Annotated in this window: 16 protein-coding genes and 1 pseudogene; 8 read left to right on the top strand and 9 right to left on the bottom strand. The window is 66.8% G+C overall.

The window, feature by feature from the left end; all coding sequences use genetic code 11:
* Positions 1-127 precede the first annotated feature (127 nt).
* Together OO71_RS50930 and OO71_RS50925 are read right to left on the bottom strand one after the other, a co-directional pair.
* A complete protein-coding gene (locus tag OO71_RS50930; RefSeq protein ID WP_162186076.1) occupies positions 128-400 on the bottom strand; it encodes a response regulator transcription factor in 273 nt (90 codons plus the stop codon).
* Positions 397-957, bottom strand: a complete 561-nt coding sequence (locus OO71_RS50925; RefSeq protein WP_162186075.1) for a hypothetical protein — start codon at positions 955-957, stop codon at positions 397-399. The genes OO71_RS50930 and OO71_RS50925 overlap by 4 nt, the downstream gene beginning before the upstream one ends.
* A gap of 2 nt (positions 958-959) precedes the next feature.
* Here OO71_RS50925 and OO71_RS52945 point away from each other — a divergent pair, with 2 nt between their 5' ends.
* The 3 genes from OO71_RS52945 (at position 960) to OO71_RS15230 (ending at position 4,407) form a co-directional block, all read left to right on the top strand.
* Entirely contained in the window at positions 960-1,091 is a 132-nt protein-coding gene (locus OO71_RS52945) for a hypothetical protein (protein WP_281178423.1), read from the top strand.
* A 645-nt stretch (positions 1,092-1,736) separates the two neighbouring features.
* On the top strand, positions 1,737-3,101 hold the full coding sequence (locus OO71_RS15235; protein WP_051791581.1) for an MFS transporter: 1,365 nt from the start codon (positions 1,737-1,739) through the stop codon (positions 3,099-3,101).
* Between the two features lie 109 nt (positions 3,102-3,210).
* Positions 3,211-4,407, top strand: a complete 1,197-nt coding sequence (locus OO71_RS15230) for a GGDEF domain-containing protein (RefSeq protein ID WP_162186074.1) — start codon at positions 3,211-3,213, stop codon at positions 4,405-4,407.
* A gap of 4 nt (positions 4,408-4,411) precedes the next feature.
* On the opposite strand, the gene OO71_RS51620 is transcribed toward OO71_RS15230, so the two are convergent.
* Complete coding sequence (locus OO71_RS51620) at positions 4,412-4,708, bottom strand: hypothetical protein (RefSeq protein ID WP_211260530.1); 297 nt, start codon at positions 4,706-4,708, stop codon at positions 4,412-4,414.
* Positions 4,709-5,085: 377 nt separating this feature from the next.
* Here OO71_RS51620 and OO71_RS47410 point away from each other — a divergent pair, with 377 nt between their 5' ends.
* Entirely contained in the window at positions 5,086-5,577 is a 492-nt protein-coding gene (locus OO71_RS47410; RefSeq protein WP_051791579.1) for a hypothetical protein, read from the top strand.
* Positions 5,578-5,599: 22 nt separating this feature from the next.
* Positions 5,600-6,658 (top strand): hypothetical protein, encoded by a 1,059-nt coding sequence (locus OO71_RS15215; RefSeq protein ID WP_033290444.1) that lies wholly within the window; start codon positions 5,600-5,602, stop codon positions 6,656-6,658.
* 450 nt (positions 6,659-7,108) lie between these two features.
* On the opposite strand, the gene OO71_RS15210 is transcribed toward OO71_RS15215, so the two are convergent.
* From OO71_RS15210 to OO71_RS50915, 3 genes are all read right to left on the bottom strand, one after another.
* Positions 7,109-7,819 carry a methyltransferase domain-containing protein gene (locus tag OO71_RS15210; RefSeq protein WP_051791578.1) on the bottom strand — a complete coding sequence of 237 codons (711 nt, stop codon included), beginning with the start codon at positions 7,817-7,819 and terminating at the stop codon, positions 7,109-7,111.
* Between the two features lie 103 nt (positions 7,820-7,922).
* A complete protein-coding gene (locus OO71_RS50920) occupies positions 7,923-8,807 on the bottom strand; it encodes a helix-turn-helix domain-containing protein (RefSeq protein ID WP_051791577.1) in 885 nt (294 codons plus the stop codon).
* A 97-nt stretch (positions 8,808-8,904) separates the two neighbouring features.
* Positions 8,905-9,177, bottom strand: a complete 273-nt coding sequence (locus tag OO71_RS50915) for a hypothetical protein (protein WP_033290443.1) — start codon at positions 9,175-9,177, stop codon at positions 8,905-8,907.
* 332 nt (positions 9,178-9,509) lie between these two features.
* Here OO71_RS50915 and OO71_RS15195 point away from each other — a divergent pair, with 332 nt between their 5' ends.
* From OO71_RS15195 to OO71_RS15185, 3 genes are read left to right on the top strand one after another with little or no spacing between them, the layout of a single operon-like run.
* Positions 9,510-9,833, top strand: coding sequence for a hypothetical protein (locus OO71_RS15195; RefSeq protein ID WP_245633675.1), 324 nt, complete (start codon positions 9,510-9,512; stop codon positions 9,831-9,833).
* Positions 9,833-10,363 (top strand): DUF6879 family protein, encoded by a 531-nt coding sequence (locus tag OO71_RS15190; protein ID WP_033290441.1) that lies wholly within the window; start codon positions 9,833-9,835, stop codon positions 10,361-10,363. The genes OO71_RS15195 and OO71_RS15190 overlap by 1 nt, the downstream gene beginning before the upstream one ends.
* On the top strand, positions 10,360-11,211 hold the full coding sequence (locus tag OO71_RS15185) for a helix-turn-helix domain-containing protein (protein ID WP_033290440.1): 852 nt from the start codon (positions 10,360-10,362) through the stop codon (positions 11,209-11,211). Before OO71_RS15190 ends, OO71_RS15185 begins: the two co-directional genes overlap by 4 nt.
* A gap of 273 nt (positions 11,212-11,484) precedes the next feature.
* On the opposite strand, the pseudogene OO71_RS15180 reads toward OO71_RS15185, so the two are convergent.
* The 3 genes and pseudogenes from OO71_RS15180 to OO71_RS15165 all read right to left on the bottom strand — a co-directional run.
* Positions 11,485-11,727 (bottom strand): annotated as a pseudogene (locus tag OO71_RS15180) (ArsR/SmtB family transcription factor); the annotation flags it as partial.
* Between the two features lie 1,087 nt (positions 11,728-12,814).
* Positions 12,815-13,282 carry an ATP-binding protein gene (locus OO71_RS15170; protein WP_063740071.1) on the bottom strand — a complete coding sequence of 156 codons (468 nt, stop codon included), beginning with the start codon at positions 13,280-13,282 and terminating at the stop codon, positions 12,815-12,817.
* A gap of 171 nt (positions 13,283-13,453) precedes the next feature.
* Positions 13,454-13,960, bottom strand: a complete 507-nt coding sequence (locus tag OO71_RS15165) for a DUF5994 family protein (RefSeq protein ID WP_051791575.1) — start codon at positions 13,958-13,960, stop codon at positions 13,454-13,456.
* Positions 13,961-14,464: the final 504 nt, after the last annotated feature.

Below are 14,464 nucleotides of genomic sequence, written 5' to 3'. Positions count from 1 at the left end.
AAGAGGTGGCGTCCATCGGGCAGTTGAGGCGTGATCCACGGGACGACGAGGCCGCCCGCGAGCGGGCGGCCGGACAACCACGCGGGAATGGGTGGGTGATCAGCGTTCATCAGAAGGGCTCCCAAGATCAGCTGCCGGGTCGGTGAAGCGGCACGAGGTGGGCCGAGTTGTCCGGATCTACGGACGAGCTTTGAGTCGCGAAAATGCCGGTGTGGTACGCGATCGCGACGGCATGCGCGCGGTTACGGGCGCGGAGCTTCTTGTACGCATTGTGCAAGTGCGCCTTGACGGTCTCGGGGGACAGGTACTCGATCTGTGCAATCCGCTTGTTGGACTGTCCACGTGCGACATGCGCAAGAATCACCAGTTCCTGCGGAGTAAGTGACCGTCGGCGGTTCATTCTTCGCTCCACATTGGACGGTTCTGCATCGCCAATGCTCGCGAGCCCGGTCGTGTGCACCAGAAGACGACGGTGTCTGCCGGTATTCCTGCCCTCCTCGCGTGCCAGGAAGGCGTGCTGCGGTGACCGAACCGGTCGAGGATGACGTGTGCGGCACGTGCGTGTGGTGTCGCGGCGCGGTCCCAGCTCTTCCGTGCGAGCGCGATGAGCCGCCCACCGGGGGAGAGCAGCGGCCATGCGCGGAGGATGGCCTCGGCCCAGTCGGGTTGGGGGATGAGATCGACGACGAGGGTGTCGAACAGCGCGCAACGCGCTTCCATGAAGTGCTGGAGTGTGGGGGAAGCGGCCGAGACGCTGACGAATTTGTAGGAGTGCTGCGGCGCGCGGTGGGCAAGAAGTTGCTGTTCTGGGAGGCCCGCAGCTTGGCAGCAGACCAGCACCCGCAGGGCATGGCGCTGGCGGAACAGGTCCGAGTAGTGCTCTATCGCCCACAGTGCAGTGCGGCTGCTCGATAGCGCGGAGGAGGACGTCGTTGAATTGCGTCGGAATCGGTGCATGAGTGAGGTCCTTCGTGCCGGGTGACGGACCCGCTCCGCCCTGCACCCGCGCGTCGCGGGCGGGCAAGCCCGCTCCCGGCTGGCTGCGCGTCGACCGCGAGATCGGGCTTGCGCGCCGCAGCGCGGGTGCTTGAGTGGCGGGGGCCGTCTCGGCACGGCCGGACCCCCGATGGATCGCTCGCCAACCTATTATTTGACTTCACCTGTTGACAGATCTGCTGAAGCTGGGCACTGTAGATGCAGAAGGTGATCAAGCCGTCGGCCCGGACCGGAGTGGTCACGGTGGCACCTTCCGGGCAGTAGCTCCGACCCTCATTCCCCCTCGGTGGCAGCTGCGGTCCGGTCCGGGAGACGGTTGTCGGGGAGGGCGCCGTCTCCCGGGCGTACGGATTCATCTGAAGTCAAATGAGATGCACGGCGGTCGTCGCGAACCATGTGTCGCGGCGTCGTGCAGCTCTGACGAAAGCGCTGGGCCATTCGGGTGAAGTGTCGCGTTCTGCATACACCCGGGCACTCAGTGGTAATAGCTTGATCCACTTGGAGGCGGTGGGTGGAGTCGCCTTCATGAAGTCATTTCGGCAGGGGAGGCCGTATGAATGACATTGTCGTGTGCCGAGCGTTGTCTCCGGATATGCGTGGCCGCTGGTGTCGCGATCGCGATTTGTGACAGGTGCCGTGGGACGGGGCTGAAAACAGCCTCGTCTCTTTGATCGTCCGAACAACCGGCCCGATGTACGTGGGTGTCCGGTGTCGGTGCCGCACGACCATCGCGAGGAATGATGTCTGCACGACGTAGGCCCGGCTTCGCCGAGCCGCTGCGCAACAGCGAGTTTCGGGCGCTGTGGCTGGCTGAGCTGATCTCGGTCGTCGGGGATCAGCTGGCGCGTGTCGCGCTCGCGCTGGTCGTGTACGCGCAGACGTCGTCGGCGTTCCTGACTGCGCTGACGTACGGCCTGACACTGGTTCCGAGCCTGCTCGGGGGAATGCTCCTCTCGGGCCTGGCCGATCGGTTTTCGCGGCGGGGCGTCATGATCGTGGCCGACATTGCGCGGGCATTGTTCGCGGTGGCGATGGCGGTGCCCGGTCTGCCGCTTCCGGTGCTGTGGGCCAGTGTCGGGTTGCTGAGTTTTGCGGCCGGACCGTTCAAAGCGGCGCAGATGTCGCTGTTGCCGGAGGTTTTGGGGCGAGGCGAGCGGTACGAGGCCGGGCTGGCGTTGCGGCAGTTCACGACGCAGCTCGCGCAGCTCGCCGGTTTCGCCGGGGGAGGGTTGCTGCTGGCGTGGCTGGAGCCGCACGTCGCGATGGGTCTCAACGCCGGCACGTTCGTGGTGAGCACCGTGCTGGTGCTGCTCGGCGTGCGTCGACGGCCGGCCGCGCGCGGCGCAACGCAACCTGCCGCGTCCGGTGACGGCCGTGGCGCTGGCGGCAATCGCGGTCTGGTCGGGGTGCTGTTCGGGATGGTGCTGCTGCTCGGCCTGTACATCGTTCCGGAGGGATTGGCTGCCCCGTATGGACATCAGGTAGGTGCTGGTGCAGTCGGGGTCGGGTTGCTGCTGGCGGCGGACCCGGTCGGGAGCGCGGTTGGTGCCTGGGCGTCGACGAGGATCTCGTTACCGACCCGGTTGCCGACGGTGGTGGCCTCGGCAGTGCTGGCGGGACTGCCGCTGGCGATCTGCGCGGCCAGACCGGGTCTGGCGCTGACCCTGATGTTGTGGGCGCTGTCGGGCGCGATGGCGCAGGTGTTCCTGATCAAGACGCAGGCGCTGGTGGTCGCGGTCGTGCCGAACCATCGGCTTGGTGGCGTGATGGGCCGGATGGGCACCGTCATGTACTGCTCGCAGGGCCTGATGATCGTGGCCGGCGGAGCGGTTGCCGATCGCCTCGGTCCGTTCCGGGCGACGGCTGCGGCGGGAGCGGTCGCGGCAGGTGCGGCGCTCGTCGTCGGGGCGGGATGGTGGGTGGCTCGCTCCCGGGGAGCAACCGGGAGCGAGCCGAACTCAGTCGAACAGGACCTCGATCACCATTCCTTACCCTGCACGTCGGGCACCTCCCCCCGGGATCAGGACCGCCGGACCAGCCGGGTCGCGCGCTTCGACACAGCGCCGACCCGGCCGGCAACACACGGGAGCCAGTATGGCCGATAAGCGATCACCACAGCCAGGAGCGGCGAAATTCGTTGATCGGCGACGACCTGATGATCGGAGATCGCGGTTGTGGACGGCACCGCATCCGATTGTCGTAACGGTCGTGCTCGTGGACGTTCTGGCCGTCGTGTCTGTGCTCAGCTGGCTGTGGAGTGAGCCGCTGCCGGTCGGCGTCGGCCGAGCCGCGCTCGTCGTAGCAGGTGGGCTGCTCAGCACCGAATTGACCTGGCGCCTCGAACGGCAACGCCGGCAACTCGCGGACACCCCGCACGTCAACATGACGTCGGTCGTGATCCTCGCTGTCACCTTGCTGGACGGTCCGGTGGCCGGAGCTGCCGCCGCAGTGGTGCTGTATCTGCATTTGTGGTGGAGGGCGTCGCGGTGGACCAGCGGGCTCGCGCCCTATCGTGCCGTCTTCAACACCAGCGCCATGATCATCCCGGCGTGCGCGGCGTATGGCGTCCTTCGCCTCATCGCTCCTGACGATGTCCTGAGTGCGCCCAGTGAAATCAGCGCGCCAGCGTTGGCGGCCGCGATCGCGACCTTCTGGCTCGTGAACACCGTGATTGTCGGCGCGGCCATCGCGGCGGCCGAGCATGAACGATCGATCGCGGGACTTCTGGGTGGCTGGAGCGCGAACGCCCTGGAGATCGTGACGCTCTTCCTGGGCGCGATGACTGCCGTCATCATGGAACTGAAGCCATGGCTGGCGCTGTTCTTCCTTCCTCTGGTGTATGTCCTGCACCGCAGCGATTCGGTCAAGCATCTCGAAATCGCGGCCAGTACGGATCACAAGACCGGCCTGCTGAACATGGAAACCTGGCGGTGCCTGGCCGAAGCCGGGTTGCGGAAGGCGAGGCGCCATCACGTCCCGGTGGCTGTTCTCATGCTCGACCTGGATTTTTTCAAGCGCATCAACGACACCCACGGCCACCTCGTCGGCGACGACGTCCTCCGCGCCGTCTCACGGGTGATCAGCAACGAGGTTCGCCGCACCGACCTCGTCGGCCGGTTCGGGGGAGAGGAGTTCGTCGTGTTCCTCACCGACGTGACTCTCGAACGGGCCGTCGAGATCGCCGAACGCATCCGCACTGCCGTCGCTGCCCTGGAGATCGTCCCCGGTCAGGCAGACGGCCCGGCGCCGGTGTCGGTCCGGGTCACCGTCGGGGTGGCATGCGACACCGGCTATGCCGACGACGAGGTCGATCTCGGGGTCCTGCTGCTCTCCGCAGACAACCGGCTGTTCTTCGCCAAGGGCCAGGGACGTGACCGGATCAGCGCCGGGTACCTGCGGCGCGCCCGCTGAGCTGTCATTGGCCGGTGTCATACCGGTGCATCCACTCGATGATCGGGCGAACGGCCCGCAGGGCTTCGGCGCCTTTCCGGGTGAGTTCGTACCACGTCGGCTTGAATTGACCTTCGTCGGCGAATAAGCGAACAAGGCCATGATCTTGTGCTCGTTTGAGCGTTTTGGTGAGGCTTTGATCCGACAGCGGACTGACGTCCGTGCCATTTCCCGGTCGTACTTCGCCCTGGTTCACCCGATCCCGGATGTCCCGGTATTGCAGCTGGTCCTCGGTGGCGAGCGCGGCCAGCACCACAATCATCCATCGCCCGCGGAGAATCTCGAACGCCGACTCGAAATGTTTCTGGTACGACACGTTCTGCCTCGACACGATCTCAGCTAACACCATCCGCCCGCGGGCTGTCTCGGTAACGCGCGGATCCTCGACCCGGTGGGCCGAACGAGTGAATGATGCCCGGAACACCCCTGCGTGAGTCGGCGCCCATGACTTCCCTGAGTCGGGAGATCCCCTGGTAGACAAGCGGCAGCCGGGACAGACCGCCTGGCAGCACACAGAATCGCGGGGCTCGGGGTGCGGCGCCAGGAGCAGGCGGCCTCCCCGGGCCCCGCCCGGCAGACACGACCGGGCGCGCCTGTGGCCAGACCGGCACTCCAGGCCAGGAAGCACGAGGGTGGGCAATGAGCACCAAGCCGCCGGAGAAATTCACTCTGGACCACGTCATGGTCGGCCAGGTCACGAGAATCGTGAACGATATCCGGATCCCCCGGCCATTCAGTATCAACGGCCTCATTGAACGATTGAATCGGCAGCGCGACAAACCCATCCGGTTGATGCGCGGCAATCTGAACAGCGCAATGCCGACCGGGATGGTAGTGCGGACCGCGACCGCGGACTACATCGTCGTGATCCGCGACATTCTCCGCGGGCACGCTCGGCATATCCACTTCCACGAACTCGGCCATCTCCTTCTCGAGGACGCCGGCGTGGCAGGGCGGTGCTCGTCGGCCGAGGACCCGGAGCATCGCGAGATCGACGAGGCGATCGCCGAGGAGTTCGCGCACCAGCTGGCTGAGCGGGTCGACGCAAACGTGGTCACGGATCAGCTGCCGCAAGCCGCGCTGAACGGGACCTTCGCCGCCGCGCGGGACCTGCGCGGCGTCCGTGCGTGAAGCACAAGGATGGTTCGCGCTCGTGACGGGAACGCTGATCTCCGGCGAAGGCGTACGGACATTGATTGTCTTCACCCGGTACCGACGCGCGACAGGCAAGGCGTACCTCGGCATGACTCTCGCGTTGTTCGGTGTGTCGGTGCTGCTGTACGCGCCGCAAGCGGACGCCATCGTCTTCGGTGCCATCGGAGTACCGAACCTGATGTTGCTCGTCCGTGCGTCGTGCACGTTGGGAGTGATCATCGGGCTGGCCGGGTTGATCGAACTCAGCGGGTGCACGTGGCTGCGGGTCCGCTACGCCGTGGTGATCGTCGTTGCCGGGGTGGTGTTGCTGGCGGGGCTCGTACTTGGCACTATGCGTCAGCCCGGCGACCCTCGGTTACTCGCCGAGGCGTTCTGGATCAGCGGAGTTGTCCCCGGGCTGGTGTGCGTCGTGTACGTGGTGCGGATCGGTGAGGTTTCGCTGCGGGCGACAGGCCGCGTCCGGATCGCTGGGCTCCTGACGGCCACCGGCTGCCTCACCTGCGTGGCTGGCCTCATCGCACTCGCCGGGACACCCGGACTTGCGAGCGGAGGTTCGTGCAGCGCTCTCGTGTTCACTGGTGGTGGCGGCGTGCTCGTCGCTGCGGGATCGTGTTACGGCGAGGCGGTCAATCTCGTTATGGCTCTCCGTCGCAGGCGCGAGAACTCGAGAATCCGGCGATTGTGGCGCTACATCAAGCCGATCCGGGAGACGATGACTCATCGCCCAATCTCGGGCGGTATCTCGTCCCGCCAGATCATCGACATCTACGACGCGCTCCTGCTTGCGCGCCAGTGCAGCGATGGACGAGTGCGTGCCAGGGCTGCCCTCGTCGCCGAGGCGGCAGGTTTGGGCCGACCTGGTCGAGACGAGTTCGTGGACGCGGTCGAACTGCGTTCGGCGGTGCGGAATCCCGGCGCGGCACGCACGACCAGCGGGGCGCTGGACATCAGAGCGGAGACGGATCCGCTGGATGTGGATGTCGAGGCGCAACGCGCGCAGGTTGGTCGGCTGGCGAGGCTCGTGTTGCGGGATGGCATGGTCCGGCGCGCCGCCTGAACCGTTCGGTCAACCTGTTGTGGATGGGACGTTGATGGTGATCGACTGATTGTCGGGGGTGATGGACCAACGCCAGTCCTGCACGTGTGGTTGTCCGTGAGCGTGCCACCACTTGTACACGGTTTCGGCCTCGTCCCAGAGGCGTCGGATACCGGTTTGGGGACGAGATACCGACGCTCGCCGAGCGGCACGACGGAGGCCCATGATCCGGTCAGCGGATCGTAGAGCCAGGCGAGTTTGTGGTCGCGGTCCGGGGTGCTGGGTTCGATGTTGTAGCGGCAGGAGGGGAGTGCGATCGCGAGGGCCCATCCGGAGTCTGGCTCGCCGAGGAATGGCCAGGGCACGATGGTGCTGATGGATTCGTCGGTGCCGTCCTGCTCCCAGTCCATCGTGTCGGCGGCGGTGGGCGGTCTGGGGAGCGGGCGGTGCGGGATTCCATGGACGCGACGCTCATCGGCAAGGCATGTCCGGTCGCGTGGCCCGGTTCGGTGACGTCGAAACGGACCAGCGGGCCGCTGCGCAGGTCGGCGCGGACCGGGTGAGGATCTGCCCACCGACACGGCATTGCGCGACCCATGCATGGGGGATCCGGCCGAGCGGGACTGCCATGGTGGCGATGACGCGGTCGAAGCTGCGTCCCTCGCCGCCGGACGCCGCGCTGATCGCACCGCCCTGTGTCAGGACGTCCACGTCGCCGAACCCGGCGGCCGTGAGCCGAGCAGCGGCGTGGCCTGTCACGTCAGGATCGATGTCGATCGTGGTGACGGACCCGGTCGGGCCGACCAGATGGCGCAGGAGCGCCGCGTTGTATCCGGTGCCGGTGTCGATCTCGAGGATGTCGAGTCCTTCGGTGACCTGCAATGCATCGAGCATGCCGAGCACGACCGACGGTTGGGAGGCAGAGCTGGTGGGGCGGTCGTCGACGTCGGGCCAAGGGGTGCGGCCGTCGTCGAATTGGGTCACGATCGATCGGTCGGAGTAGACCGCGGCCAGCCACGCCTGCGGGTCGGTGCCGCGGTCGATCGGGACCCGGTCGACCGCGGCACGGTCGGGGATGAACTGCTCACGCGGGATCGCGTCGAGCAGCGGGCCGAACGCGGCCGGCAGATCGCCGGCCGCGTCCAGTTCCCCGATGAGGGCGCGGACGCCCGGGAGTGTCACTTGTCGTCTCCGCTGATGGTGTCGTGACCGTCCGAGCCTTGGCCGGTGTGGTCGGTCTTCTTGTCGTCGCTGCCGTCGTGCTTGCCGCCCATACGGATTCCCTTCATCGTGAACTGCCCAGCGCCGGTTGGCGTGGGTCGGGGGCCGTGACTGCCGAATCGAACTGTGTCGCGAAGTGTTCGATGGTCTCGGCGGATTCCGCTGGGGTCAGTGCTTTGTCGTGCAGCTGGTTGATGACGCGGGTGTAGTCGCCGCGGTCGGGCACGAACGTGCCGGCGCCCTGGTGGGCGAGGTAGACGACGGGCTGGCCCATCGTGTAGACCGTGAACGGCCCGAACAATCCTCCGTGCCAGCCGGTGTGGGCCGGGACAACGCGGACGGTGATACGGCGCGCGGTGGCGGCGAGGTCGTTGAGGAACCGCAGCTGGATACTCATGACCCGCGGTGATGCGACGGGATTGGTCAACGCGGCCTCACCGAGGAACGCGGTGATGGGCTTGGCGAAGGGGCCGACTATCAGGTTGCCGCGTTCCGCGCGGGTGGTGACGAGCCGATCGATGTCGCTGTCGCCGAGGCCTTGTGCGGTGAGGGCGGCGACGGTGTAGGCGGGTACCTGAAGCAGGTCGGGGACCAGGGTCGGGTGCCAGTCAGTCATGGCTTTCGCGCTCGCTTCACACGCCTGCAGCGCCGCGAGGTGGTCGGGATGGCACTGGTTACCGAGGATGGTGATACCTGGTTCGGTGGTCCGGGCGAGGTCGAGAATATGGCTGCGGGCCGCGCCGGTGACCCCGAGCGCGCCCAGGATGATGGCGACGTTTTCCAGACTGGGGGTGCGTTCACCGAGTTCCCAGTTCGACAAGAACGCCGGGTTGGTGCCGATCTTGCGGGCGAGCTCCCGCAGCCCGAAGTGGGCAGCGAGGCGCGCGTCGCGCAGAGCAGCACCCAGGACGGTGACGCGGGGTTGCTCTTGGTGGTTGGGTCGGGTCACTCGCCGGTGCTTTCGCTTGTGGTAACGATGATGTCGCCAGTGTCGGGGTCGATGACGATCTCGGTGCCGTGGTCGTCCATCCACCAGCTCATCGGCCTCACCACGCCGTCTGCACGGCCGCGTGCGGGATGGCGGAGAAGCAGGGGCGGCAGTCTGCGGACCGGTCACGGTTCTCGCCAAGCTCAGTGCTGAGCTCGCCGTGGAACGCGATTCGCTGCGGCATGGCTTTGCCGCGCGTGCACTTCGGCCAGAACACCTGTACGCCCGGCAGGAACTGGCGACGCTCGTACCGGTGATTTCGGCCGTCCGCTGACCGGTGCACCTCGTACTCCGCCTCGCTGGCCGAGAGCTGATCGGACCTTGAGCCCACCACGCACCTCGCTGGCGGCCGCGGGGGGGAAATCGATGGCCGCGAGCGTTGGAGGGCATTTGTCGTCGTAGCTGGTGGCTAGGTCGACGGCACCACCGACCGTGCCGGTGGTCGGCGACGTACGTTCCTCGCGCCATGTCCGCATGCAGGTACCGTGCCTCCACACCCTGGCCTTGACAAGAGAGATAGCGCGAAATATTAGACAAGAACTCGAATGGAGTACGACATTGGATAGATGGTGGGCTATATTTCGCCGCCTGACTCTCGGTTGATGAGATATTGCGCTATGGTCAGATCTAGATGGGTCCTTCGGCATGAGCAGGGAGACGTGGATGTCTGACCGCGATATGGCGTTCGCTGGCACGGTGTCAGCGAGCGGGGGTTGTCCGACGCTGTTCGTTACGAAGCGCGGCACGGTGGTCGTCCAGGGCGCGACCGTGACCGATCCGGTTGCCCTGGAGACGATGCGGGAGCGCGGCAACGGTCTGCCGGCTTACGAGTCGGCGGTCGAGATTCCGGCCGAGCTGCTGCCCTTCGTCGATATCGAGGCGCTGGAGCGCATCGCGTTCGCTGACGAGGATCGGCCGGAGTTCGTGATCGACCCGGCGTCGGCGGGCAAGCTGCGCGAGCTGGCCGCCGCGGTGAGCAACCGCTGATGGCCTGGGTCAAGGCCGGGAGCGAGTTCGCTGAGCTGCTGCGCAGCTTCGAGCGGTCGGCGTGGCGGTGGGAGTGCCAGGGCACTTACCGCGAGCCGGACGAGCAGGAGCCGCTACAGTCGTGGCGCGACGGGCATCCGGACTACGCGTTCCTTCAACCCTGGTTTGACCAAATCCGCGCCCAGCGTGCGGCCGGCAAGACGTTCGAACGGGTCCGGCTGCTGACCGATCCGCCGACGGAGTATTTGCAGTGGCTGTTCGAGCTGACGCACCTGAACATCGAGGCAGGCGAGGACATCCGGTGGATTGGTGAAGATCGTGCCCGTCGGCTGGGTGCGCCGAGTGAGGACTTCTATTTGCTCGACGACCGGGTCGTCGCCACGATGCATTTCGATGGCAACGGCGTGGTCGGTGCGGAAGTGACCGACGATCCGGCTACCGTCGCTTCCCATCAGCAGTGGCGCGACACCGTCTGGTCGGTCGCCGTGCCACACGACAAGCAGCTCGCGCCGACGACGAGGAGCCCGTGAACGAAGACCCGAACGTCCGGCTGTTGGAGTTCGCCGACGGCCTGCGGCAGCGACGGATCGCCCATGCTCCGGTGACGACGCAGAAAGCTCTCGCCGAGCTGCTCGGCTGGCGGGAGATGAAGGTCTCGCTCATCGAACGCGGCAAACAGGCGATCACCGAACCCGAGCTCACCGAGTGGACTCGGGTTCTCGGCGTGCCCGCCAAGGAACTCGATGCACTGCAGCAGGAACTGAAAGCGATCCGGCTCGACCAAGCCCGCTGGAAGGCTCGGCTGCGCACAAGCGGCCATGAGGGTGCGCAGAAGTCGTTCGCCGAACTGGAGCACGCCGCGCAGAAGATCGTCGATGTGGAGACCGCGATCGTGCCCGGGCCGGTGCAGACACCCGCGTATGCGCGCGTCGCATTCGAGAAGCTCGCCCGGTTCAAGGGTGCGGGTGGAGATGTCGCCGCGGCTGTAGCTGCGCGCATGCAGCGGCAGCAGATTCTCTACGACGAGACGAAAACCATCGAACTGCTGATGTTCGAAGCTGCTTTGCACAGTCGGTTCGTGCCGCCGGAGACGATGGCAGGCCAGATCGACCGCCTCATCGCCGTCACGCACCTGCGCAACGTGCGAGTGGGGATCGTGCCGCTCGATGCCGAGCTGGAATTCCCGCCACTGCACGGATTCTGGCTGTTCGACGACGAGTTACTCAGTGCCGAGGCGATCCACACTGACATTGTCACTCGCGATTCCGAAGATGTGCAGCTGTACTGCGACTACGTGGCTGCGTTGTGGAAGGTCGCCGCCGAAGGTGACGATGCTCGGGAAATCCTGAATCGCAGGGTTCGGGCGCATGCACTTTGACTGGTGGGTTTGCGCGGGCCGGTGGTCAGCGGCCAGCGTCGCTGGCCGCAGGTTCTCCCGTCCTGCAGAACTAGGGAACTCTGTTGTAGTGCGTCACCAGGGTCGTCGGTTGATCGGCCATGGTGTGCTGCACTCAATCGGGTCTCGTCTGCAGCTGGATCTTGCGATGAACAAGGCTGTCGCGACTGGAACAGGGCGTGAGCAGGCCTCGCCGAGTGGGTACTACCGGGGTGCCATCTACGACGGCCCCGATGTCACGGTCAATTTGTTATAGCGCAGCTGCCGCAGGTGATGCGAAACGAGCCCCTGAGACGAGCCGACGATCCAGGCCAGGTCGCACACGCACAGCTCGTCACCGACCTGCAGTGCGCGGGCGACCCGCATCCGGGTCGGATCTCCCAGCGCCCGCAGCTGTTCGGCGCGCCGAACGATCACGTCATCGTCGGGCAGGGCGATACGCAAGGCCTCGGCGTGGTCGAAGTCGATACACAACAGCTCGCCCCGGTCATCACTCACCGGATCAATCGAACGTACGTTGATATGTTCGGGCAACCGGCTGCGGTTGATGGTCGTGGGGGCAGGTTTCGTTGTTGACGAGGCCGATGAACATGGCACTCCACCAGCCGGCCTGGGAGATCAGCGCGGTGGCCGCTCCCCAGGCCAGTACGCTCGGCGGCAGCGCGGCCGGAGGTGCCGGCGCATCCGCTGGGTGAGCAGGCACGCCTGCATGCCGTTGATGGTGAGCACAGCGACCAGGCCGAGTTTGATCTGGGTGAGCGGGGAGGCCAAGTCCGGGCGCAGCAGGGTTCCGCTGAGGATCAGCCCCGTCAGCCCGAGCCAGATCGGCAGGTGGAGCTGGGCGGTGCTGGTAATGAGCTCGGCGAGCGTGCAGCGGCGGATCGCCTACGGCAGGCCGTGGTAGTCGGCGACCAGTACCGCGCCGAACCCGAGGACCAGGCAGGCCAGGTGCACGAACAGTGCGGCGATGCGCACTGTCGGATCCGCCTCTTCCATGCGAGCGCAATCGCGGTAATCATGTGGATGACGCACGCGAATGCGGGCCCGGCAATCATGACCGCTTCCCGGCATCGAGCGCCGAATACGGCGTCCCCGGCCTGGGCGACCGCGGCGACGACCAGCGCGAAAGTGCTGACAGGACTGTGTGCGATGAACGGAGTCAATCCGGCGAGGAGCCCCAAGGGCACGGCTCGCACCGCGTATGCCCTGGCATAGAAATGCTCCCCTGCAGTGGGGTTCGGGTCGTGGCTCAAGGCTGCGGGGCGAACGGCGGCCACTATTCCGAATCCGATACCGATGAGCGAGACCATGCTGTTGAGCACGGCTAGCTCGATCATCCCGGCGCTCACATTTCCTCCCCCTGCCTCCGGACCGGTCGCCTCCGGATCACGTGCCGTGGCGACCGGTCCGATGAGTGGCGGTCAAACGACTCGGCCCACAGCGGCGTCGATCACCGATCACTCTAATTTCCCGGGTACGCACGAGCACTGACGGGCGACCTGCCCGCTCCCGATCCCGGCGAGCAGGGCCGCCGCACGTCGGCTGTGCCGGTGCTTCCCCGCGGCCCATTCGCCGAGCTCATTGTCTACAATGGACTCCACCGAGCTGAATCCGGGCCTCCCGGGCGCGAACGCTCGCCGGGCGGGTAAGGCCAGCGGAGGCGTGCCCACACCGTTTTGCCGTCCGGATTGTCGTGGACGCCCCATGCCTCGGCGAGCCGGTCGACGAGCTGCATGCCCCTTCCGTGCGGTGCGCCCGCGGCCGGTCGGCGGACTACCGGGCGGACGTGCGAGAGGTCATCGGCTTCCACGATGACCAGGCAAGGCCGTGCGAGTTCAGTCAGGCGGAGCCTCGTCGGGCCGAGCGTGTGCACGTGAGCGTTCGTCACGAGTTCGTCGAGCACCAGGAGCACGTCGAGCCGACGGCCGCGGCTGAGATCGGCGAGCGCGCCGGCCGCCCAGGCACGGACCGCGGGCACATTCGAGGCATTCGTCCCGCGCACGTCGAGGGTCCGCGGGCGGCCGTCGCCCGTGCGGCCCTGCTCATTCGCCACGATCAGTGCCCGTCGGCAGGCTCGGGCGAGGGGTGCAGCGTGCCGGTAGTGTTGTCGTCACTTGAGCGAAGTACCCGGTGGGGTGACGGTGACACCCTCCCGGCGTTATTTCTTCCCAGCCGGGCATCGGGTTGACGGGCCGAAGGCTGGTTTCTGCCGCTCCGCAGGGCCTCAGGTGGCCTCGTCGTGACGAACGGGACGATCGCCGTGCGTCGGCAAGGACGGCTCGCCGAACCCGCTGTCGGCCAGGATTTCCGTTGCGGTTCCGGTGCTTTCGGCCGCGGCTGCCGCGGCCAGGGCGCGGTCCGCGGCCGCTGGATCGGTGTCCGGCGGGATGGCCAGGAGTGTCAGGTGGCGGATGTGTGGGCCGATGACGACAACGGTGTGCCGTTGGAGACCGGAAAATCCGGCGAGGCGGACCAGATCCGGCCCGTGGCGGAGCCGGGAAGGGGCGAGATCCCACGCGGCCGGGTTGAACCCGATGCGGTCGACTCGTCCGAAACGCTCGGCCAGTGCGGTGACGAGAGCGCTGAATTCCGTGACCGGGTCCCGGGACCGTGGCCACCAGGCCCCGTCGAAACAGCCCTTCTCGGCGCCCGATCGCTTGAGCCGCAAGCGGCGGCCGACCGGCAATGAATCGAGGACGGTGCCTGCCGCCCGGTCTGCAGTGAACGTCATCGCAGTGCTCCCGTCGGGCCGGTCCGGGACCGTCCCGGTGGCGGATGCCTGCGGATGGGGGCCGATACCGTCAGGCTACTCCGGAACCGGGATCTGCGGCCGCTGCGAATTCGGCTCTTCGCCCGGCTGCCCGGCGGAGGGCACAGCGGGAAACCGGCGCCGGCCACGCGGCGGCCGACCGGCGCCGTTGCGGCGTGCCGAAAGCCTGGTGCGCAGCGGCTTCGATCGGATTGTCCTTTCCGCAGCGTGGAGGGTCCCCTGGCATGGCGCGGGTCACGGCGCGTCATGGTCGTTCCGGGTGGGCGCTACCGGCGGAGTTCGAACCCGGTCGGAGCAGCTCTGCGGCATCATTGCCGCTGGTACGGTCATGGCGTGCCGTGGCCCGGCTACCTGCCGTGCTTCCGTCCCGGGCGCAGGTATCCGGATGAGAACCGAGGACGGTGCGGGCTCGGACGCTCACACACGGAATGTTCTCGGACACCGCTGACACTACACCCTTGGGGC

The sequence above is a fragment of the Amycolatopsis jejuensis genome (assembly GCF_000717335.1).
GTDB classification, from domain to species: domain Bacteria; phylum Actinomycetota; class Actinomycetes; order Mycobacteriales; family Pseudonocardiaceae; genus Amycolatopsis; species Amycolatopsis jejuensis.
Note: the sequence above shows the minus strand (reverse complement) of the source record. Positions and strands in the feature narration are given on the sequence as shown.

Excerpts from the sequence above, each read along its gene's own strand:
- OO71_RS15190 (WP_033290441.1), top strand. The coding sequence starts at position 9,833 with ATGGCCTGGGTCAAGGCCGGGAGCGAGTTCGCTGAGCTGCTGCGCAGC.
- OO71_RS15235 (WP_051791581.1), top strand. The coding sequence starts at position 1,737 with ATGTCTGCACGACGTAGGCCCGGCTTCGCCGAGCCGCTGCGCAACAGC.
- OO71_RS50925 (WP_162186075.1), bottom strand. The coding sequence starts at position 957 with ATGCACCGATTCCGACGCAATTCAACGACGTCCTCCTCCGCGCTATCG.
- OO71_RS51620 (WP_211260530.1), bottom strand. The coding sequence starts at position 4,708 with ATGATTGTGGTGCTGGCCGCGCTCGCCACCGAGGACCAGCTGCAATAC.
- OO71_RS47410 (WP_051791579.1), top strand. The coding sequence starts at position 5,086 with ATGAGCACCAAGCCGCCGGAGAAATTCACTCTGGACCACGTCATGGTC.
- OO71_RS15195 (WP_245633675.1), top strand. The coding sequence starts at position 9,510 with ATGTCTGACCGCGATATGGCGTTCGCTGGCACGGTGTCAGCGAGCGGG.
- OO71_RS15165 (WP_051791575.1), bottom strand. The coding sequence starts at position 13,960 with ATGACGTTCACTGCAGACCGGGCGGCAGGCACCGTCCTCGATTCATTG.
- OO71_RS50930 (WP_162186076.1), bottom strand. The coding sequence starts at position 400 with ATGAACCGCCGACGGTCACTTACTCCGCAGGAACTGGTGATTCTTGCG.